General features: G+C 32.4%; 19 protein-coding genes. 10 read left to right on the top strand and 9 right to left on the bottom strand.

The window, feature by feature from the left end; all coding sequences use genetic code 11:
* Positions 1 to 43 precede the first annotated feature (43 nt).
* Both NH26_RS18680 and NH26_RS18675 read right to left on the bottom strand, forming a co-directional pair.
* Positions 44 to 1,216, bottom strand: coding sequence for a trans-sulfuration enzyme family protein (locus NH26_RS18680; RefSeq protein WP_044223473.1), 1,173 nt, complete (start codon positions 1,214 to 1,216; stop codon positions 44 to 46).
* A 58-nt stretch (positions 1,217 to 1,274) separates the two neighbouring features.
* Positions 1,275 to 1,697: an OsmC family protein gene (locus NH26_RS18675; RefSeq protein WP_044223621.1), complete on the bottom strand. Its 423-nt coding sequence runs from the start codon at positions 1,695 to 1,697 to the stop codon at positions 1,275 to 1,277.
* Between the two features lie 86 nt (positions 1,698 to 1,783).
* Between NH26_RS18675 and NH26_RS18670 the strand changes: the two genes are divergently transcribed.
* The 3 genes from NH26_RS18670 (at position 1,784) to NH26_RS18660 (ending at position 3,535) form a co-directional block, all read left to right on the top strand.
* The gene (locus NH26_RS18670) at positions 1,784 to 2,092 is read left to right on the top strand and encodes a rhodanese-like domain-containing protein (RefSeq protein WP_044223472.1); all 309 of its coding nucleotides are present in this window, start codon (positions 1,784 to 1,786) and stop codon (positions 2,090 to 2,092) included.
* A gap of 99 nt (positions 2,093 to 2,191) precedes the next feature.
* Positions 2,192 to 2,638, top strand: coding sequence for a GNAT family N-acetyltransferase (locus NH26_RS18665; protein WP_044223470.1), 447 nt, complete (start codon positions 2,192 to 2,194; stop codon positions 2,636 to 2,638).
* A gap of 150 nt (positions 2,639 to 2,788) precedes the next feature.
* Positions 2,789 to 3,535, top strand: coding sequence for a L,D-transpeptidase family protein (locus NH26_RS18660; protein WP_044223619.1), 747 nt, complete (start codon positions 2,789 to 2,791; stop codon positions 3,533 to 3,535).
* 1 nt (position 3,536) lies between these two features.
* Here the strand turns inward: NH26_RS18660 and NH26_RS18655 are convergent, their stop codons facing one another.
* From NH26_RS18655 to NH26_RS18640, 4 genes are all read right to left on the bottom strand, one after another.
* Positions 3,537 to 4,193, bottom strand: a complete 657-nt coding sequence (locus NH26_RS18655; RefSeq protein WP_044223469.1) for a nuclease-related domain-containing protein — start codon at positions 4,191 to 4,193, stop codon at positions 3,537 to 3,539.
* Between the two features lie 90 nt (positions 4,194 to 4,283).
* Positions 4,284 to 5,069: a hypothetical protein gene (locus NH26_RS18650; RefSeq protein ID WP_139263168.1), complete on the bottom strand. Its 786-nt coding sequence runs from the start codon at positions 5,067 to 5,069 to the stop codon at positions 4,284 to 4,286.
* An 11-nt stretch (positions 5,070 to 5,080) separates the two neighbouring features.
* Positions 5,081 to 7,762, bottom strand: a complete 2,682-nt coding sequence (locus NH26_RS18645) for a TonB-dependent receptor (protein ID WP_084812241.1) — start codon at positions 7,760 to 7,762, stop codon at positions 5,081 to 5,083.
* 315 nt (positions 7,763 to 8,077) lie between these two features.
* Positions 8,078 to 8,572, bottom strand: coding sequence for a carboxymuconolactone decarboxylase family protein (locus tag NH26_RS18640; RefSeq protein ID WP_044223464.1), 495 nt, complete (start codon positions 8,570 to 8,572; stop codon positions 8,078 to 8,080).
* A 256-nt stretch (positions 8,573 to 8,828) separates the two neighbouring features.
* On the opposite strand from NH26_RS18640, the gene NH26_RS18635 reads away from it, so the two are divergent.
* Positions 8,829 to 9,494: an NAD-dependent epimerase/dehydratase family protein gene (locus NH26_RS18635; protein ID WP_044223461.1), complete on the top strand. Its 666-nt coding sequence runs from the start codon at positions 8,829 to 8,831 to the stop codon at positions 9,492 to 9,494.
* Positions 9,495 to 9,897: 403 nt separating this feature from the next.
* Here the strand turns inward: NH26_RS18635 and NH26_RS18625 are convergent, their stop codons facing one another.
* Positions 9,898 to 10,641, bottom strand: coding sequence for a DUF4369 domain-containing protein (locus tag NH26_RS18625; RefSeq protein WP_044223459.1), 744 nt, complete (start codon positions 10,639 to 10,641; stop codon positions 9,898 to 9,900).
* A 247-nt stretch (positions 10,642 to 10,888) separates the two neighbouring features.
* Between NH26_RS18625 and NH26_RS18620 the strand changes: the two genes are divergently transcribed.
* Together NH26_RS18620 and NH26_RS18615 are read left to right on the top strand one after the other, a co-directional pair.
* Positions 10,889 to 11,440 (top strand): hypothetical protein, encoded by a 552-nt coding sequence (locus tag NH26_RS18620; protein WP_044223458.1) that lies wholly within the window; start codon positions 10,889 to 10,891, stop codon positions 11,438 to 11,440.
* Positions 11,441 to 11,486: 46 nt separating this feature from the next.
* Positions 11,487 to 12,602 (top strand): serine hydrolase domain-containing protein, encoded by a 1,116-nt coding sequence (locus NH26_RS18615; protein ID WP_044223456.1) that lies wholly within the window; start codon positions 11,487 to 11,489, stop codon positions 12,600 to 12,602.
* Positions 12,603 to 12,679: 77 nt separating this feature from the next.
* Here the strand turns inward: NH26_RS18615 and NH26_RS18610 are convergent, their stop codons facing one another.
* Positions 12,680 to 14,020, bottom strand: a complete 1,341-nt coding sequence (locus NH26_RS18610; RefSeq protein ID WP_044223615.1) for an NfeD family protein — start codon at positions 14,018 to 14,020, stop codon at positions 12,680 to 12,682.
* 229 nt (positions 14,021 to 14,249) lie between these two features.
* On the opposite strand from NH26_RS18610, the gene NH26_RS18605 reads away from it, so the two are divergent.
* From NH26_RS18605 to NH26_RS18595, 3 genes are read left to right on the top strand one after another with little or no spacing between them, the layout of a single operon-like run.
* Positions 14,250 to 14,948, top strand: coding sequence for a DUF4905 domain-containing protein (locus tag NH26_RS18605; RefSeq protein ID WP_044223454.1), 699 nt, complete (start codon positions 14,250 to 14,252; stop codon positions 14,946 to 14,948).
* A gap of 20 nt (positions 14,949 to 14,968) precedes the next feature.
* Positions 14,969 to 15,784, top strand: a complete 816-nt coding sequence (locus tag NH26_RS18600) for a septal ring lytic transglycosylase RlpA family protein (RefSeq protein ID WP_084812240.1) — start codon at positions 14,969 to 14,971, stop codon at positions 15,782 to 15,784.
* Between the two features lie 2 nt (positions 15,785 to 15,786).
* Positions 15,787 to 16,911, top strand: a complete 1,125-nt coding sequence (locus NH26_RS18595) for a glycosyltransferase (RefSeq protein ID WP_044223450.1) — start codon at positions 15,787 to 15,789, stop codon at positions 16,909 to 16,911.
* Here the strand turns inward: NH26_RS18595 and NH26_RS18590 are convergent.
* The gene (locus NH26_RS18590; protein WP_044223448.1) at positions 16,898 to 17,644 is read right to left on the bottom strand and encodes an SGNH/GDSL hydrolase family protein; all 747 of its coding nucleotides are present in this window, start codon (positions 17,642 to 17,644) and stop codon (positions 16,898 to 16,900) included. The two genes, NH26_RS18595 and NH26_RS18590, sit on opposite strands and share 14 nt — an antisense overlap.
* Before the next feature lie 208 nt (positions 17,645 to 17,852).
* Here NH26_RS18590 and NH26_RS18585 point away from each other — a divergent pair, with 208 nt between their 5' ends.
* Positions 17,853 to 19,337, top strand: a complete 1,485-nt coding sequence (locus NH26_RS18585) for a caspase family protein (RefSeq protein WP_084812239.1) — start codon at positions 17,853 to 17,855, stop codon at positions 19,335 to 19,337.
* Positions 19,338 to 19,433 lie beyond the last annotated feature (96 nt).

Here is a 19,433-nt window from a genome sequence, read left to right as displayed (position 1 = left end):
AATTTGGAAGTAACCTCTTTTCGTTTACAAGAATCAATAAAGTTTATTGCATTGCTTGCTTAATATCTGCAATTATATCATCTACATGCTCCAATCCTACTGAAATTCTGATTAAACCTGGAGTGATCCCCACAGCTAACCTTTCCTCCTCAGTTAATTTTGAGTGTGTTGTAGATGCTGGATGTGTCGCAATTGTTCTAGTATCACCTAAGTTAGATGATTTTGAAATCAACTGTAAGCTATTCCAGAATTTCTTTCCTGCTTCAACTCCACCTTTAATTTCAAAAGATACTAACGCACCTCCTAATTTCATTTGCTTCTTTGCCAATTCATGCCCCGGATGAGAAGGTAAGAAAGGATATTTCACCAATTCTACTTCATCCATTTGTTCTAGTGCTTGAGCAACTTTCATAGCACTTTCACAATGTTTCTCCATTCTGATAGATAGTGTTTCTAAAGACTTAGAAAGTATCCAACCATGGAAAGGAGATAAAGCTGGTCCAGTATGTCTTGACATGAACTTCACTTTTTCCATTAACTCTTTTGAGCCTAGAATAGCACCTGCTAACACTCTGCCCTGTCCATCAATAAACTTAGTAGCAGAATGTGTTACGATGTGTGCTCCATGTTTTAATGGATTTTGAAGATAAGGAGTAGCAAAGCAGTTGTCCACATTTAAAATAATATTGTGTTTATCTGCAATTTTAGCTAGTGCCTCAATGTCTATAAGATCTAAAGCAGGATTAGAAGGAGTCTCAATAAAGATCATTTTTGTTGTTGGCTGAATCGCCTTCTCAAAACCTTCTAAATCATGAATATCTACATAGGTATGCGATACTCCCCACTTTGGTAATAATTGCGTTAAAATTTGATGTGTCGATCCAAATAATGATCTTGAAGCTACTATATGATCTCCCTGAGCTACAAAAGATGCAATACTCAAAAACATAGCTGCCATACCAGAAGAAGTTGCTATCCCTGCCTCTGCTCCTTCTAATAAAACTAGTTTATTGATAAACTCATCATTATTAGGATTAGAATACCTAGAATAAATATTTCCTTCTACCTCATCAGAAAATAATGCATTTGCATGATCTGCATCCTCAAAAGTAAAACTAGATGTTGCATAAATCGGAACAGAATGCTCTCTATTATGTGATCGCTGAGTTTGAGCTCTTACAGCAATCGTTTCAAATTTCTTATCTTCTTGGCTCATTTATATAAAAAGTTATTTCGAGTTCTAATTATTTTTTTGATGATTTTAGATCATCCAATTATTTGATCACTGTATAAGAATGAGTGATTGTCGCCGTGGACTTCACCATTTCTGCTACTGAACAATATTTCTCCACAGCTAACTCTACTGCACGACTGGCTTTTTTCTCATCAATATCTCCGTAAAGGTCGAAATGAATATTTACCTTTTCAAAAGGTGAAGGTGTAGCATCTTTTCTATCTCCTTCTACATTTATCTTTACGTCTTTTACATCTTGACGCTGTTTTTTCAAAATATGAATTAAATCAAAGACAGCACAGCCAGCTACTCCTGTTAGCACCAATTGCATCGGAGAAAAAGCTGATCCTTGGCCCATTCCGTCCATTTTTCCTTTTCCAGCATCTATATGTAAAGTATTTCCTTCTTCAGATGTTGCTTCAAAACGAACACCTTCGCTGACTCTTTTTAGTTCAATTTTCATGAGTTTGTAAGTTTTTTCTTCGATTAAATTTGTTACTAACACAAAGGTTTGATAAAATTACGTAAATGTAAACTAATTTAAGTACTATGAAAAGTATTACAGTACAAGAACTGAGAGAATTACAAGAATCAGGTGCAGACTTCCAACTAATTGATGTACGTGAAGACTATGAATTTGATGAAGCGAACCTAGCAGGTGAGCTTATTCCATTGGCTACTGTTCTTGACGAAACAGACAAGATCAGTAAGGATAAAAGAGTCATTATTCACTGTAGAAGTGGAAAGCGCTCTGCCAACGCTATTGCGGCCTTAGAAGGAATGAAAGGTTACACTAACCTTGAAAACCTTGAAGGTGGTATTCTTGCTTATATCGATGAATACGGTTTAGACGACTAAATAACGGCTGATTCTAAGCAATCACCTAAATTTTACGATATTTGTAGCCGATCAAATTATTGATCGGCTTTTTTATTGACCATCAAATAAAATATTAAAATGTCAGATTCATTATCAGTAGTTTTTCTAGAGGGAACATCCTCTGAGTTTTGGCCAGCAGTGATGCAAATTCGAAAAGACGTTTTTGTAGATGAACAAAAAATAGATATTTCTCTAGAATTTGATGATACAGATGCTATCGCACATCATTTACTTGTGCTTGATAATGGACATCCCGCCGGCGTTTGTCGTTTCTTTAAAACAGACGAAGGTTACAAAATGGGAAGATTTGCTGTAGCTAAAAGTTTTAGAGGTCAAGGAATTGGTAATGCTCTAATTCAAGCATCTTTAGGAGAAATTGAAGAAGTTGCTCCTAAAGGAACTCGTGTTTACTTACACGCTCAAACTACAGTTACAGGATTTTACGAAGAAGAAGGATTCGTAATTAAAGGTGTTGAATTTATGGAAGACGGAATTGCTCATGTAATGATGGAGCAAGTACTGTAATCTTTATTCATAAACTCTTTTGAATATAATTTTGATAATCATTTTTAGTTGATAGAAATGATTATCAAAATCCTGTTTCTTAGATCAGAATATAAAGATTCATTTCAACGCAAAAATTTTCTTATCATTCATTATTATTTTACTGATCTCATGCTTTTAAGAACTTTCTCTATCCTTTTTCTGTTTCTTCTTTTTTCATTTCAAAATGAAGACTTTAAGCAAGAACAACTTAAATATTCTAGAGTACGACAAGCTTACAAAGAGAAAGAAGAAAGTATTAAACAACTTCTATCAGAAAAACAGATCAACCAAAATGAATTAAGAATTTATCTTAGAGCTTTTAAGCAGGAAAGTGAATTAGAACTATGGGCAAAAAGTCAATCTGATCAACAATTTTCTTTACTCAAAACATACGAGATCTGTGCCTCATCAGGTAGTATAGGACCAAAACGTGAACAAGGAGACTTACAGGTGCCCGAAGGATTTTACCATATTGATAGATTTAACCCTTACAGCAGTTATCACCTTTCTTTGGGTATTAATTACCCCAACCGTTCTGATAAAATTTTAGGTGTAAAAGACCATCTTGGTGGAGATATTTTTATACATGGATCTTGTGTCACCATCGGTTGTTTACCCATTACTGATGAACAGATAAAAGAATTATATCTATTTTGTGTAGAAGCTAAATCCAACGGTCAAACCGTTATTCCTGTCAGTATTTTCCCTACTCATTTATCCGAATCTAATTTTCAATTGCTTAAGAATGAAAATTACACCAAAGATCAACTTGAGTTATGGGAAGATCTAAAAAAAGGATATCAAAGTTTTAATGAAAATAAAAAATTGCCTTCCATTGGCTTTTTAAATTCTGGAAGACACACCATCAATCCCTAGTTTAATACACCCTCTTCTTCTCCTTTATTCTTCTGACATGTGCTCTATGATCTGCTTTGGAATTAGTATGAGTTGCTTTTAACTTATCAGCAATTTGTGTCATTTCAAAATCTGACAAACACACCTTTTCTCTATTTCTTTTGATGGTTTTAATGAGGTCTTTAAGATAGATAACGGGTACTTTTGAGGATACTTTTTTTAATTTAGCCTCCCCAGAGAAAACAATAATAGACTGATAATTAATATGACTGTAATCAGACAATATTCTTTGTAAACTATAAATATGTGTCTGATTCTGCTTCACAGGATTGTATAGTTTGTGTTTATTTTTATATAAAGTCTGGGTCCAATATTCTTGATAATCTCTTCCAAAAATCCATCCTTTATAGTTTTTAGTTTCTATAACAAACAATCCGTAACGAGAAATAACGATATGATCAATTTGAGTGGTAGAACTACCATTTTTTAGTAATAAATCATTAAGAATGATATAATCAGTTTTACTTAATTTTTTTAGTTTCTTAGCTACCTTATACTCTCCTAATTTGCCTTGTTTCTCTGCCTTACTAGTAAAAGAAATTGAAGAAGAAGACTTCAGAGAAAAGACAAATAATACTACTATTAAACTAACGAAAATATAGAATACATAAAATAACACCTTGCCAATTGTTTAGTTGATACACAACAAAAATAATGAGCAAGGTGCTATTTACTTGTAAAGTGTCTTTAATATATTTTAATATTGAATCTATTCTTTTAAAGACCATTTTGTATGATAAACTTTTCTCTCTTTTTTATCGATACCCCATAAATCGCCATTTGTATCTAAGGCTATTCCCTGCCCTCGAATTGAAGTGGTAAGAGTTGTCTCCCATACCAATTCCGACCCCATTTTAGGGAAAGACAATACATACAACTCTTTAAAATGATGATGCGTACAAATTATCTTATCGTTTTCTACCACAACACCTCCAGATATACTGTAAGGGGCCACTTTTTCTATTAACTCTTCAGGAAGAACCCAGGCAGATTTCCTTCTCCATTGTTTATCAAAAAGCACGAGCTGAGACCAAGACACATCTCTATTTTTTTGCATCTTACCCGGATTAGCATAATGTACAAACATGACTAACCATTCTCCTTTGTACTCTACTATCCATGTACAAGAACCAATATCAATCCCAAAACTATGAGCTCCAATATGTTCCATCGTATTCACATCAAACATCTCAATAGAACTGTGCATGGGTACTTTAGGGTAATTAGAATGAGCACAGAATAATGTATCATTTTGAATGTATGCACTATTTAAATGCTTCAAGCGATCATCTTTCCACTCTCCTTCTTGTTTCCCTGTAGCTCTTTCCCTTTTGATAATAACGTTATTGTCCACTACAAAAAAGTGAGTATCGGTTACAGCAACGGCTTGTCTGGCATGAGGTGCATCATAGGTTTTAATCAAATCAATTTCTTGAGCATTTACCACTAATACAGACAGACATAAAATCACGTAAGTGAAGTATAAAATTTTCATTTTGTAGTTCATTATAATTCAAATTTTAATCCTACGGTAACTGTTGGACCATATTGTTCTGTTTGATGTAATAAGTGATCTTGTGTAGGATCTCCATAAGTTTCTACTTCCATTTGATTCGTTAAATTATTCATCTGAGAGAATAGAGTAAACTTATCATTTACCTTATAACTAGCTGATATATCTAAATGGAACTGAGAAGTAAAATACACGTCTCTATCTTCTCTATCTGCAACATTAATTAATAATGGTCCTCTGTAATTACTCGCAATTGCAATCATGAAACCATTTCTTGGGTTATCGTATGTCAAAATAAAGTTGGCCATATCTCTTGGAGAATTCCCCATTACTACCTTCCTTCCATCTTCTAATTCTTGTTCAGACAGCGTGTAAGTATAGTTAGCCATTACATTCATCCACTTTAACATTGGGATATTTAAATCTCTTAAGTTCTTACTGTAAGCCACCTCAAAACCATATAAATGTGAGCTTTCACCATTTTCTGGCTGCGATACTTCCCAAGTTTGACCATCAATTTCTACAAAGTTCTTAGAAGAGTAAATTTGATTTTCTAAGTACTTTGCAAATACACCAAAAGTGAAATACCCCATATTGGAAGTATATCTTTCAAAAATTAAATCGAAGTTGGTAGATACAGCAGGCTTTAAATCTGGGTTAGACTTTTTGATTGTTAAGTTTTCTTCATCAATTACTTCTCTAGGTATTAATGATGTAAAAGAAGGACGACTCAACCCTTGTGCTACAGCTGCTTTTAAAGAATTTCTCTCGTTAAAACGATATACTGCATTGATGGATGGTAGGATATTTACATAAGATGAGTTGTCATTAAACGATTTGATAAACCCTCCATTATTTTCATCAAACTCATGAAACTCATAACTATTTTGAGTATGCTCTATTCTTGCCCCAACTAACGTATTAAATTTAGAAGTCCATTGAAAATCTCCCATCAAATAAGCTGCATTGATAATCTCATCTGCCTGATAATTTTGATTTTTTACAGCATAATTTTCCTTCGGATCATCGAGTGGCAATGTACCAAATTCAGGGTCTGTAAATCGTAGGTCTCTTCTATAAAACTGACCCGGTGCTAAATAAATCGGTTCGTTATTATCCATAGTATAACGTCTCTCATCATTCGTTTTTTCTTTATGCCATAGTTTGTACCCTGCCGAAATTGTAGAAGTTTGTCCTAACATTCTAAATGGCTGAGATGCATTTAATACAAATGAGTGATCTAGTTCCGTATTTTCCTTTTGGTCTAAACGAACAGGCTTATCCATCTCTAATTTATTATTCGGCTCCAAGGTCATTGTTCCATCCAAATCCCATGGATTTAAAGTAGAGAAATGATCTGTATTCAATGTTCTTGTAAAATAATATTGAGTACCATCTGGCTCGTCAATCATTGTTTTGATTCGTGTTGCTTTGTAATCGATTTTAAAACCATTATTAAATCGATGTTCACCACCAATCCCATACATATCCATCATGGTTCTTTTGGCTCTTGTCTGGGTCTCTCTGTCTTCTGTAAATGAATCGATAGGAGCATCAGGTGATTCTGTAGCATAACCATAATTAAAATTGGTTCTACCTCTTCTTCTATCATCATTAAAGTAATTAGAATTATAAGAAGCTCTTAGAATGTGATTTTCGTTAAACTTATAATCCATTCCGACATTATAGCCATAACGCTCTCTCCTCACGTCATAATCATTCCAACGTTTACGAGTTAATTGATCCTCATCGTTTAGTGTATATTCTTGTAGAACAGTACCACGGTTGGTTAAATAATAACTACCAGTAGCAAATACTCCTAGCTTATCCTTAAAAAAACGATTACCAACATATAAACTGTGGTTTTGCTGTCCTAATCCCCAACCATCGTTAAAAGGATCTATATGAAAGTTCTTACCTCCAGAAGTAATCGCTTTGATTTGAAATTCAGCTGGAGCATCTTTTAAAGCAAAGTTAACTGCTCCTCCAATAGCTCCACCATCCATATCGGGTGTCAATGTTTTCTTTATTTCAATAGATTCCATGATATCAGCAGACATAAAATCTAAAGCTGCTCCACGTCCGTCTTCACCACCTGGCATTGGAGTTCCGTTCATTTGTACCTGATTGTATTCAGATGCCATACCACGAATTTGAATATTCTGTCCCTCTCCTCTATTTCTAACAATAGAAACCCCTGGAATACGTTGTAAAGCTTCCGCGCCGTTTCGGTCAGGCATGGTAGAAAACTGTTCTGAAGACACAATATTTTTGATACTTACTGCATTTTTCTGTTCGTTTAAAGACTTTGCTTGTCCTTTTGTAAACTCTCCATAAACAGTAACACCTTCTAATTCTGTTACATCGGCATTCATTAGAATGTCCAATTGTAATGAAATTCCTGATTCTAAAGTAACATGAGTAGGATCTGCATTGTATCCTAAATAAGTAGTGTTCACAATATATTTTCCAGAAGGAATATTATTAAGATGAAAATTTCCATCCATATCTGTAATACTTGCGTAGCTTGTTCCTTCTAAACTGATCTGAGCATAAGGCAATGGGTCTCCTGTCTGATCAATAATTTTACCATATAATCCTGAATTTTGAGCATAGAGGCTCGTGGTAAAGGAACATAAGATTCCTACCATAAAGGATAAAAGTAAATGTCTCATTTTGATTTGGTTCTAGTTATGAAATGAAGTTCGTTTTGTTTTTGATAGCGCAAAAGTAGATTTGGTATATTACATTAAAGTGAACATAAAATGCACTTTATATCATCATTTACACATCCTAATTTGTGTAAAAAAAGAGTCTTTAATCTTTTTTATTGTTAATTAGTTAAGAAGACAAGAAACCTAAAAGACTGAATCTAAACAGAGTTAATGATCATTAAAAAACAATCTTTAATGGTAATATCTAGATGAATACTATTTGATTGTTCACAGTTAGTTCAAATAAGTCGATAATTTCTGCTATTGAAGGTGCAGTTAAAGTTTAGGATAAAAATTATGCTGCTTCATAATGTTAGCATAATGTCCTATATAAGAGTCTTGGTCTTTGGTCATCTTATCAAAGGAATGACTACCTACCCATTGATTAATACATGTGATAATTGAAACAATGCGAATGATCTCCTCTGCAACCTCAATTTCAAAACCTTTTTTGACAAATTCTTGAAGAATATCTTTACTTAAATCTTCTTTGATCACTTTTAAAGCAAAATTGAACAGTGGAGTAAATTCTTTATCATTAGAGGAAAAAATGTCCAATACATTGCCATATCCTAACTCTTTACATATTGCAATATGTGTTAGAAAACAGTATTTGCTATGGTTATGTTTTGATACATAAGCGGCTAATATTTCACGATAGGCAATTGGAAGAGTACCTTCACCTCTCATAATTTCATGAGCTAACATAAAAACAGGAGGCTCAATCACTTTAATCTCTTTATTTTTATAAACAGTAAATTTAGGTTTCATAAGCAGTGCATTAAATAGTATCCTTCTATACTATAAACTTTAAAACTCAAACATATGTTTTATAAGTAACTGATATTCAATAATCAAAACAAAAATCTGTTATAATATTTCAAAAACAAAAAAAGAATGTAACATTAAAGTGATGATATATTTATCAAATCTTTATTCGGCTGTAATATGAATTCATTTTTCCGTAATTTGTAATACAACCAAAAACTACAATCCAATAAAAAGGGATTGAATTAAACTCGAAATCATGAAAGTTATTATTACAGGTTCTACAGGCATGGTAGGTAAAGGTGTTCTTCTTGAGTGTTTAGAAGATAACCGTATTTCAGAGATACTCATTATCAACAGATCTACATTGAATCTAGATCATCCAAAGTTAAAAGAAGTATTAATCAAAGATTTTAGTGAGGTTGAGGCCATCAAGGACCAACTTATAGGATATGATGCTATTTTTTATTGTATGGGAATTTCTGTTGTTGGATTATCAGAAGAGGAATATTCTAAAATCACCTTTGGAAATACAAAAGCATTTGCTGATACTTTACACCAATTAAACCCTAATATGGTATTTAATTATGTATCTGGAACTGGTACAGATGAAACTGAAAAAGGGAATAGTATGTGGGCTAGAGTAAAAGGGAAAACAGAAAATATGATACTAAATAAAGGTTTTAAAGATGCCTATATGTTTAGACCAGGTGCGATAATACCAGAAAAAGGAGTGAAATCTAAAACGAATTGGTACAATGCTTTTTACGTGATTACCCAACCACTATTTCCATTACTCAAAAAATCGAAACAAATTACAACAACATCAAAAATTGGAGAAGCTATGATCAATAGTTTATTCCATCCTATTGACATGAAACATTTAGAAAATAGATTAATCAACACACTAGCTGATAAAGTGTAAATATTCTATTCTACCGAAGAACATGCATCAAAAATGACTTTAACTAAAAGTAGTTCTTAATTTTTTTTAACTTTTTTATAATTTAATTATATTTAAGTTACTAAATAACACTTGTCCCTTTTTATGCATAATTATTCAACTAACACATGCCAATCTTTAATTAAAAAAAGAGATCAATGGATCTTTCTATATTATTTGATTTTTGGCTTAAGCATTTTCTTATTCATAGCATGGGTAGTGATTTGTATCACATGTACTAAATTTCTACCTCAATACATTCCTTTTTTTGGAATAGCTGTGTTTCTATTTTATATCAGAAATAGAATTAATAAGTTTGAAATGAAAATTTCAAAAATGGAGAATTCTTAGAACCACTTATTCTATATTTAACTCCTCAAATTCATTACATTTTATTAGTTTCTCTATCAGTTTTAGAGAAACTATTTTTTTTGATTTCCATCGTCGTTATTGGATCGTATAAATAAGGGTGATTAGGAAATTTTTTACTAAAACTAATATATAATTCTTCCCAAGTTTGCGTTGGCACAGAGTAGTGTTCTCTATTTTTATAAAGCATTAAAAAGTAATAATATGATGCTAAGTCTAAATGATCTCTAAAATATTCTATTTGCCAATTTGTAAAGTGTTGAGACAATCTGTTTATTTTATTTCTGATAAGATTCATTTCTCTAGAAGAAGCATCACTTAAAAAATTCATTTTTAATGCTGATCGAAAATCAGAATAAATTCTTTTTTCAGACTTTAACCTATTATGATAGGTAGTTAAACTTTTTGTCAACTCTCCTCCTTTAACTATTTGATTTTCATCTGTTTTTTTAGGATCAAGCTCAAAATAGATTGTATCATTATCAGCGAAAAAAGAAACTGAATAATTCTTTTGAATGGATAATTCATATGGAAACATTACCTCCGTTTTAGGCAAATGATATTCAAAACTTCCATCTTCTAATAGTTTAATATCAGTTCTTAAGGCAGAATTATCAGATTGAAAATCTAATATTGAAATATAAGTGCATTCAATATTTTGAATTGTACCCTTAAGTACAACAAAATTTTCAGAAGATTTGGCGAAGTTACAATGATAGGTAACTAGAAAGCATAAGATTAAATAAATAGAATTTTTCATCAGTTAGTAATTTAGTTTGGTATAGAAGAATCAATAGTGATTTTGTATAATCAGAAATAATAAAAAGGTGGATAAAGTAGCTTCTAAATAACAAAATCGGGTGATATCAATATGTTTGATATTAAGTCTACAGCAAGTTACAACTTCGATTTAACTTGAAAAATAAATCTCAAAATAATTATACACAAAATTGCATTCATCTTATATTGACCATAAATTGTTTATAATTTAAGAAACAGTAATACAAATGAAAGCAAACTCTGAACGAACTAAACATTGTCTACTTTGTGATCACAAAACTTTTAATTTCACAGAAGGGACTAAATGTGGTTTAACTAATCAATACCCGAATTTTGGTCACAAATGCAATTCTATTAAGTGGGGACAAAATCTTCAACACGAAATCAAAGACATAAACACTGAGGTCTTCAAAACAAGAGAAAAACGAAATAAAGTGTTCATTAAACTAACTTTCTCTATTCTTGGAGGCACAGCATTACTTATTTTCTCATTCAAAATGGCCGGTCTTTTATATGGAGTTGATCACTCTATTTTCAATATTCATGGTGCATCAGACCTATTTAGGCTTCCACTCATAATTTTTTATCTAAGTACTGTTGTTTATGGTTATGGATTTCCGTCATTTATTCGATACTTACAAGAATACAATGTCAATAAAAAGAAAAAGGAAAATTTAGATCAGCTACTTGCAATCTATAACAAAGAGTATACTATCAACATACAGCCTCCTAAAGATAAATATGAGATAAATTATGAAAGTGATGTAAAAATGTTCTAAGTGATTCTCTATTTTTGTAGATCTACATACTTAATATAGAACTACAATGAGGTATTTAATTTTCCTATTCTTATTCACAAATTCAATAGTATTTGGTCAGGTAAATCAAAAAGATATCAACAAATACGAGCGTTTTGTGAATAAACTTTTAAATGAAGGCAACAAAGCCCCAGTTACCAACATATTTTATTATTTAAGTAATGGCGAACAAGTGATTCAAAAAGGAATTGGGCACATTACTAAAGGTGATGAAAAAGTAGATAAGAATAGCACTTTCAAGATAGCTTCCCAAACTAAAATGTTTACTGCTGTAGTCATTTTACAATTAATGGAAGAAGGAAAATTAAAACTAGATGATAAAGTATATCAATACCTTCACCACTTAGATTATTTACAATTTGATAGCCTACATCTCTATCAGGATGAATCTTATGGCAAGGAAATTACTGTAAAACAATTACTACAACACCGTTCGGGTTTAGGTGATATTTTTGTCGATACTTATCAAGAATTTATTGATTACACAAAACAACATCTACAAAAACAATGGACTCCAGAAGACCTTTTCGAGTTTTACTACAGTCACCAAGTCAATCATAAAACACATTTTCAACCAGATTCATCCTACTATTATACTGATGTCGGATATTTCTTATTAGGGTTAACTATTGAAAATATCACTAAAAAGCCTTTAGCACAAAACTATAGAGAACGTATTATTGATCCTTTAGGGATGTCTTCTACCTATTTTGAATATCATGAAGAAAATCCCTCTACGCATCAACAAGGGCATGCTTTTATTGGAGGATGGGATGTTACAGCTGATGTAAATACCTCATATGATTGGGCTGGAGGTGGCTTAGTATCTAACACTTCCGACTTAAGTACTTTTATTCATGCTTTATTTGATTTAAAACTGTATAAGAATCAATCTACATTAGAGCAAATGACTGAGGCACGCTCTTTAGGTAGAACTTATGGTATGGGGCTTACCACTTTTAGTTTTCATAATCATATGTACTATGGTCATGGTGGTTTTTGGGGAAGTCTAATGGCGTATGATCCCATTCGAAAGAGAACTATTATTTTGTCAATTAATCAATCCGAACCCGCTTTTAATGAGATGAAGTTGATCAAAAAATCTGTTTTATTAGTAGAGTAGTTGATAGAAAAAAAAGAGGTCATCTTCTTAATTCTAATTAAGAAGATGACCTCTATGTATTTAAACAAAAGAAAAAATTATACTAGTTCTCTTACTTTTAATGACATGTTATTTTGACTCACAACTTCTACCTCAGTTCCTTTTTCTATGAACCCTCCTTCTGTAGTTGCATCAAAATACTCATTCTCGATTTTGATCTTTCCCGATGGTCTTAAAACAGTATGAGTTACCCCTACCTGACCTACATAAGATGTTTCGAAAACATCAGCAGAATAACCTTCATCAGAAGACATTGATTCTTTTAAACCTACCTTATTAAACATAGGCATATCCATAATTTTATGGGCAAAAGTGATAATAAACAATCCACTTACAAACATGGCCCCTAGTACACTAATTAAAGAGGCCCAAATTTGAGAAGCATCAACGAAAGTAAAATCTAAGAAATCATTGTTTAACATCACTAACATCAAACCTGCAGTCAGTAAACAAATACCTGATATGCCTGTGACCCCAAAACCAGGAACGACAAATATTTCTAAAATAATCAGAACTATACCCAAGAAAATAATAACGATTTCCCAATGTTCTGCCATACCATTTAAATAGTATGGAGTTAAATATAATATTGCTGCTAAAATGGATACGATAAGAGGGAACCCGACGCCTGGAGATTGTAATTCAAAATACAAACCGCCTAAAATTAGTAAAATTAAAATACCGCTTATGGCTGGATTTAAAAATAAAGAAATGATGTTTTCACTCACAGGTTGTTCGTAATTCACAAGGACGTAACTATCTACGTCACTTCTTTTCATTATATCTTTTACACTAGTTACTTTAGCTTCACAATACCCATTTTTAATTGCTTCAGAAACAGTAAAAGTAATAACCTCTCCCTCTTCAGAAATACCTTCTACCACTAAATCTTGATCTACCATAGCTTCAGCAATATCGGGATTACGACCATTGCTTTCGGCAGTAGAACGCATCATAGATCTCATATAAGATTGGTATTTATCTGGGGCTGCTTCTCCCGTATCACCCATTACTACTGTTGCTGCACCTATGTTAGCACCTGATTCCATATAAATAGAATCACAGGCAATAGATATTAAAGCACCTGCACTTGCTGCATTCTTATTAATAAATACATAGACAGGTTTTGGATAGTCTAAAATTAACTGACGAATTTTATCAGCATCATTCACTGCACCGCCATAAGTATCCATATCAATAATTACATAATCTGCTTTTTGATTGGTTGCTTCTTTTAAAGCTAAATCTACTAGTCTAGATGTCCTAGGATCTATATCAGTTCTAATTTCAAACTGAAAAATAATTGGATCCTCTTCTGCCATTGATGAAACAGAAGTTAAACTGAATAATAGAGTGATGATATAAAATATTCTTTTCATTGTATTGTTAGTCGTTACACCAAAAAGTGGAAAAGCGCTCTTTGTTATTATAATAAACTGATCTTCAAAAGGTTTTAGAACAACTAGAGAAGTTTTACTATTCATTTCTCCAGAATTAAAGATCTTTACTGCTTACAATTTACAAAGTAATTCATAAACAAAGTATGAAAATGTTATTTGATATCAATAATCGAATGATCATCTTTGCTCATATCTAAGAATTTACTTTATGTCTATACTTTCAAAATCTTTAAATTATTTAGCCTACGGTCAAGTTTGGAGAGTACTCTATGATCATCAATTAAAAGTACTGCTGGTAGAAATGCGTTCTTCTGAAGAAAAAGAAGTTTGTTTTTCTTGTCTCCGATTAGAAAATAATGAAGTGCTGTGGGAAGGACTACAATTAAAAGAAAAGTGGTGGGTGACAATGGCTGGATTAAAAGATGGTTTTCTCTATTTTAATGAGTTTGCACACGATCAAAGAATGCCTAAGGTAAAGAAGATGGAAAAGTTAGATATTCTTGAAGCTGTTATTGTTCAGGATGATGAAAATGATCCTGAATTAGTAGATACAGCTAAAGGTATTCAAAACCCCATCATCTATCCATCTGATTCTGAACATATATCGTCCTTAATCCAATTCTTAACATCTAAAGGGCTTCATCCTACACAAGATAATAGTATTCATTATCTAGAAACGGAAGAACACATCATTTTTTGTTTTTTAGAAAATGTAGACGATAAGCTTCAAAGAAAAATAGTGGTTTGCACTATGGATGGAGAGATATTATACGACCAAGTGATGGATAAAGAAGTAAAAGAACAAATTATGGATAGCTTCTTTGTGATCGATCAAATGCTTGTTTATATTGAGGATAAAATCACCCTCTGTGGGGTTCCCCTTTTAAAAAACAATTATCCTCAATAACAACAGACAGTTACTACCTTATGAAATTATTAGCATTTATATCATTTTTTCTGTGCTGTAATATCACCGTACTTTTCGCTCAGTCTAATACCTCTCATACGGTGAAACAAACAGAAACTCTGTATTCTATTTCTAGAGAATATGGCGTATCTGTACAGGATATTATTAAAGCAAACAATATTCAAGATAATGTGATTAAGATCGGACAGACCTTACAGATTCCTGTTGTAAGTGCCGATCAAACATCCACAACAGAAGAAACTACAGTCACTCCTATAAATACCGATCAACCTGCGGTTTATTTAGCAGAAGGGAGTTCTCCTATGTATTATCATGCAAAAGAAGGAGAGACATTAAGAGAAGTTGCTTTTGCCTATCAAGTTGTGGTTGATAGCCTATCTGTATGGAATGGTATTTTACCTGACAAAAGATTAGTAGACGGTCAACAAATTGTTGTCAGTGTTACGGGTGAGATCAATACTAATATTGATCAAAAAGCCATTGAGGTACATTCTAAATCTTATGCTGATTTGACAATTGAAGAAGCGAAAGACTATGATATTCCTATGCAAAAAGTTGAAAGAGGCAATGGTCAAGTCGTTGAACTTCCGAACAACACTAGTAAACTGATGGCACTCCATAGAAAAGAAACAGTAGGTTCTTATATCAAGGTGATCAACCCCAATAATGATCGTCAAGCCATAGTTAGAGTAGTTGCTGCACTTCCTGATGCCGCTTTAGAAGACGGAATCATCATTAGAGTTTCCGAACAAGCTGCTAAAAAAATTGGTGTTGTGGGTACAGATTTTAAAATTAGAATAGAATACAATCAATAAAAATGAGGATAGCGATTTTGTCCACTTTTTATCCCTTTAGAGGTGGTATTGCACAATACGGCACCGCGCTTTATTCTGCATTAAAAGAGCAAGGACATACTGTTAAGGCATTTACTTTTTCTAGACAGTACCCTGACTTTTTATTCCCTGGTACCACTCAATATGTTACAGAAAGTGATGGTACTGAACCGCTAGAGTCTGAAGAAATACTGGATTCAATTAATCCTATCACTTATTATCAAACGGCTAAAAGCATTGAGAAATTTGCTCCAGATCTAGTAATCACTCAATATTGGATGAGCTTTTTTGGTCCTTCTATTGGAACAGTGGCTAAACTTCTCAAACATCAATGTAAAGTGATTAGTATTCTACATAATGTCATTCCTCACGAAAGTAGAATCATAGATTCGCCTTTTACTTCTTACTTTTTAAAGCAGCATCATGGGTTTATTACTATGAGCAGTGCTGTTGATAAAGATTTGAGATCATTCGTTCCTCAAGCAGCATCATTAGAAAGACCTCACCCTTTGTATAATCACTTTGGCCAAAAGTCTGATCAGAAAAAAAGCCGACAACAATTAGGGTTAGACGAAAATAAAAAGACCCTTCTCTTTTTTGGGTTTATAAGAGAATATAAAGGCATAGATTTATTGATAAAAGCTTTCAATCAACTGGATGATGATTATCAATTAGTTATTGCTGGAGAAGTCTATGGTGATTTTACTGTATATCAAAAGTTAATTGATCAGAATAAAAATAAAGATCGAATTCACTGTTTCAATCAGTATATTTCAGATCAAGAAGTAACCATCTATTTCTCTGCGGCTGATGTTTGTGTTTTACCTTATAAATCAGCAACTCAAAGCGGAGTTACCGCAATAGCCCTTCATTTTGAAATTCCTATCATCGCCACCAATGTTGGTGGATTAAAAGAGTTGGTCATTCCAGGAAAAACAGGTGAAATAATACAAGAAGCTGATAGTGTTCTTATTGAGGAAGCCATCAAAGATTATTTTGGAAAAGACACCTCAAATTACCCTTCAAATATTAAGGCGTTAAAAGAGGATATGTCTTGGGATAGGTTTGCAAGTAAATTGATTGAATTTTCAGAAACTATTCAGTTGTAATCGACTCTTTTAGTTGGTCTTTCACATCATCAATTATCTGATTGACCCAAAGTTGGTACATAATACCAGAGGGATGAAGACCATCACTAGCAATTAATTCAGGACGTTCTACCACTTGTCTTGAAGTGGATGTAATGTTATAAAATTTCACCCCTTTATTTATAGTTATATTTTGTTTTAATGTATTGTACTGATCAATTTCTTGAGAAATCTGAGTACTTGGTGTACTGTAAGTATAGCCGTAATCTGGGATACTCAGAACAATAACATTTTTAGTTCCGCCAGCAAAATTAATAGCGGTATTAAGTAGAGCCGTATATTCTTGTTCAAAAGTTTGAATATCCTTTCTTTGAAATTGATTATTGACCCCAATCAATAAGGTAACCACATCATATTTTTTTTCTAAATCAGCCCTGTTTATAGCGTTAATTAAATTTGTGGTGGTCCAGCCGGATTGAGCGACATAAGTAATATCTGAAATAGAATATTGTCTTTCTTCTAAAGCCACTTTAAGCTGTTCTGTCCAACGATCCGCTTTAATAACACTTGCTCCAATTGTATAAGAATCTCCCAATGCAAGAAAAGAAAGCTCCTTTTCAGGTATCTCCTCATTAATTACAACAGCAGTAGTATCACTATTACTTACGATTGGTCTATAAATATTCTCTTCTGTTTTACAACCAAAAGAGCCAATGAAAAGGATAATATAAATCAAATGAAAATAATGTCTCATACAAACCGAAACTTATTATCTTCAATTTTGTTTGTCAATTAATCTCAAAAAATTGTCTATTTTTGTATTAACACTAAATTAACTGAATGTAATTGTAGATAAGCAACTCTTCTTTATACAGCAATTATTTTTTAATTTGGTAAGAGTTAATATCACATAATTTCTTTTTTATCTTTTTCTCGAACAGGAAAAACGCATCAAACTGATCATGAAAAAACTATTACTACCTCTGTTTCTTCTTTTTTGCCTACAAAGCTTTGCTCAACAAAGTATTATGGTTATTCCTAAACTTGAAAATAGAAGAGTTAACCTTTGCAATGCCTACGAAGAATACTATAAGAAAATAGCACTAAAAGCCATCAATCAAGTTTATGAAGAGCAAGGTTATACAGTGATTGATTCTTATGAAATCATCAAAAAATTCTCAAAACAAGGTAGATGTTATAGTAAGACAGATAAACTTAAGCCCTCATTAGTAAACCAAGCTGGCTTGCGTTATTTTACTGAATTTGAAGTTGAATTTAATGATACTGATAAAGGAAGTTATGTATCTTTAACTGCGTATGTTTACCAAAATTCAACTTTTAGACTGTTAGCTTCTGCCTCTCAAACCTCTACTCCAGAATTTACTGCAGATAAAGAAAAACAAGTACGAGAAGCATTCTCTGCTTTATGTGGCCCATTGATGATCAACGCAAAAAATGGTCTTCCTAAACCAAAAACTAAAAAAACAGCCCCTTCAAAACCTGTTTATGCATCAAATAAGAGTACTTATAACAACTCGTCCAATCAATCATCGACAGTTAAGCCTAAAACAGTGAAAGTAGAGACTGTACAAGAAATAAAAAGTGATGATAAAATTGAAGTAGAAATAGAAGAAACTATACTAGCATCTGATGTTGATATTAATATTCCTACAACAAGAAAAATAAATAATGATGCTATTGCCGTAATAATCGGTAATAAAAATTATAGAAATAGCGATGTACCTGAAGTAAGTTACGCACATAATGATGCCGCTATCATGAAGCAATACATTATGAAAACGTATGGCTACAGAGAAGGGAATATCATTTATATAGAAGATGCTACTCAAGCTGATTTTAATGCCATATTTGGTATTAAAGGAAATCCAAAAGGTAAGTTATATAATTATGTAAAACCGAATGCTTCTGATGTCTTTATCTATTATAGTGGTCATGGTGCACCGAACGTAGAATCACAAGAGGGATATTTTGTTCCTGTAGATACTGATCCTTCATTAATTCAGTTTAATGGTTATGCTGTAAGTACACTTTATGAAAACCTAGAGGCCATCCCATTCAAATCGATTACTGTAGTAATGGATGCTTGTTTTAGTGGATCTTCTGATGGTGGAATGCTTTTAAAAAGTATTTCTCCTGTATTTATTAAAACTAAAAATAAAGTTTTAACTGGAGACAATAGTGTGATTATGACAGCTTCTGCTTCAGAGCAAGTGGCTTCTTGGTACAATGAAAAGAAGCATGGATTATTCACTTATTTTTATTTAAAAGGACTTCAAGGAGCTGCCGATAAAAATTCGAATGGACAAATTACTATTGATGAATTAGGTAATTATATCAAAGAAAATGTTCAATATATGGCAAGAAGACTGAACAATAGAGAGCAAACTCCACAAATTACTGGTCAATCTGGTAAGAGAATTAAATAAAAAGATAACTATCTCATTTCAAGGTATATCAGCTTATTTGTTATTAACAATTAAAGAAACTTAAATACAAGTATATTCTAAGTTGATTGCCTAGTT

Source organism: Flammeovirga pacifica (assembly GCF_000807855.2).
In the GTDB taxonomy this organism is placed as follows: Bacteria; Bacteroidota; Bacteroidia; order Cytophagales; family Flammeovirgaceae; genus Flammeovirga; species Flammeovirga pacifica.
This window is presented reverse-complemented; position numbering and strand designations above follow the sequence as displayed.

What these genes read in the sequence shown, in the direction of transcription:
- NH26_RS18635 (WP_044223461.1), top strand. Translation starts at nt 8,829, where the DNA reads ATGAAAGTTATTATTACAGGTTCTACAGGCATGGTAGGTAAAGGTGTT.
- NH26_RS18665 (WP_044223470.1), top strand. Translation starts at nt 2,192, where the DNA reads ATGTCAGATTCATTATCAGTAGTTTTTCTAGAGGGAACATCCTCTGAG.
- NH26_RS18620 (WP_044223458.1), top strand. Translation starts at nt 10,889, where the DNA reads ATGAAAGCAAACTCTGAACGAACTAAACATTGTCTACTTTGTGATCAC.
- NH26_RS18675 (WP_044223621.1), bottom strand. Translation starts at nt 1,697, where the DNA reads ATGAAAATTGAACTAAAAAGAGTCAGCGAAGGTGTTCGTTTTGAAGCA.
- NH26_RS18590 (WP_044223448.1), bottom strand. Translation starts at nt 17,644, where the DNA reads ATGAGACATTATTTTCATTTGATTTATATTATCCTTTTCATTGGCTCT.
- NH26_RS18585 (WP_084812239.1), top strand. Translation starts at nt 17,853, where the DNA reads ATGAAAAAACTATTACTACCTCTGTTTCTTCTTTTTTGCCTACAAAGC.
- NH26_RS18595 (WP_044223450.1), top strand. Translation starts at nt 15,787, where the DNA reads ATGAGGATAGCGATTTTGTCCACTTTTTATCCCTTTAGAGGTGGTATT.
- NH26_RS18600 (WP_084812240.1), top strand. Translation starts at nt 14,969, where the DNA reads ATGAAATTATTAGCATTTATATCATTTTTTCTGTGCTGTAATATCACC.
- NH26_RS18625 (WP_044223459.1), bottom strand. Translation starts at nt 10,641, where the DNA reads ATGAAAAATTCTATTTATTTAATCTTATGCTTTCTAGTTACCTATCAT.
- NH26_RS18640 (WP_044223464.1), bottom strand. Translation starts at nt 8,572, where the DNA reads ATGAAACCTAAATTTACTGTTTATAAAAATAAAGAGATTAAAGTGATT.
- NH26_RS18645 (WP_084812241.1), bottom strand. Translation starts at nt 7,762, where the DNA reads ATGAGACATTTACTTTTATCCTTTATGGTAGGAATCTTATGTTCCTTT.
- NH26_RS18650 (WP_139263168.1), bottom strand. Translation starts at nt 5,069, where the DNA reads ATGAAAATTTTATACTTCACTTACGTGATTTTATGTCTGTCTGTATTA.
- NH26_RS18660 (WP_044223619.1), top strand. Translation starts at nt 2,789, where the DNA reads ATGCTTTTAAGAACTTTCTCTATCCTTTTTCTGTTTCTTCTTTTTTCA.
- NH26_RS18605 (WP_044223454.1), top strand. Translation starts at nt 14,250, where the DNA reads ATGTCTATACTTTCAAAATCTTTAAATTATTTAGCCTACGGTCAAGTT.
- NH26_RS18610 (WP_044223615.1), bottom strand. Translation starts at nt 14,020, where the DNA reads ATGAAAAGAATATTTTATATCATCACTCTATTATTCAGTTTAACTTCT.
- NH26_RS18670 (WP_044223472.1), top strand. Translation starts at nt 1,784, where the DNA reads ATGAAAAGTATTACAGTACAAGAACTGAGAGAATTACAAGAATCAGGT.
- NH26_RS18680 (WP_044223473.1), bottom strand. Translation starts at nt 1,216, where the DNA reads ATGAGCCAAGAAGATAAGAAATTTGAAACGATTGCTGTAAGAGCTCAA.
- NH26_RS18615 (WP_044223456.1), top strand. Translation starts at nt 11,487, where the DNA reads ATGAGGTATTTAATTTTCCTATTCTTATTCACAAATTCAATAGTATTT.